We start from the raw sequence: 646 nt of genomic DNA on the forward strand, positions 1-646 counted from the left end.
CGCCTGACGCGCCCCGCCACGCGCCCCCGGCGACCGCCCCGCCCCGGCGACCGCCGCGCCGACGCCACCGGGAAGTGCCCCGCCGTCCCGTCCGCGCCTCGCGCCGCCCCACGGATGGCCGCGCGGGGACGCGGCCGGGTGGGCCGCCGCTCCGCCGCCGGGTTTCCGGGCCCGCGGGCCCCTGGGATCAGCGCGCCGTGAGCAGAGAGGGGACGGGCAGCGGATACCGGGCGGCGGCGGCCCGGGCGCGTCCCCGGCGCACCTCGGCGGCCAGCCAGCGCAGGTAGGCGTCGACGCCGCCGCGGTGGCGCGGCCGTGACCACCGGCCGCGCGGGCCGCCGACCGGTGACCGCGACGCCCCGGCGGCGCCGGTAGCGGCCAGCATCACCGACCGTGGCGGCAGCAGATAGCGGCCACGCAGGTATTCGCCCAGCCAGCGGGCCTGCGCCTCGGCGAGCCGGACACTGTCGGTGACGCTGTCGGTGACGCTGATCGCCTCGGGGGCTACCAGCCGGGAGAGACGCCCACGGGCGGGATTCGCCTCACCTGACCGGTGCGTCAGGACAGCGCATCCGTACACCCCTTCCGTGTCCGGGTCGAAAACGCCGCCGAACAACGGCGACGGGACGGCGGACGGGCCGGCCGG

General features: G+C 79.6%; 1 pseudogene. It reads right to left on the reverse strand.

What is annotated here, in order from left to right:
- Window positions 1-187: 187 nt before the first annotated feature.
- Window positions 188-646: pseudogene (locus NBW84_RS19780) on the reverse strand (hypothetical protein); the annotation flags it as partial.

It is taken from the genome of Protofrankia sp. CiP1_Cm_nod2 (genome assembly GCF_920664355.1).
Taxonomy (GTDB): Bacteria; Actinomycetota; Actinomycetes; order Frankiales; family Frankiaceae; genus Protofrankia.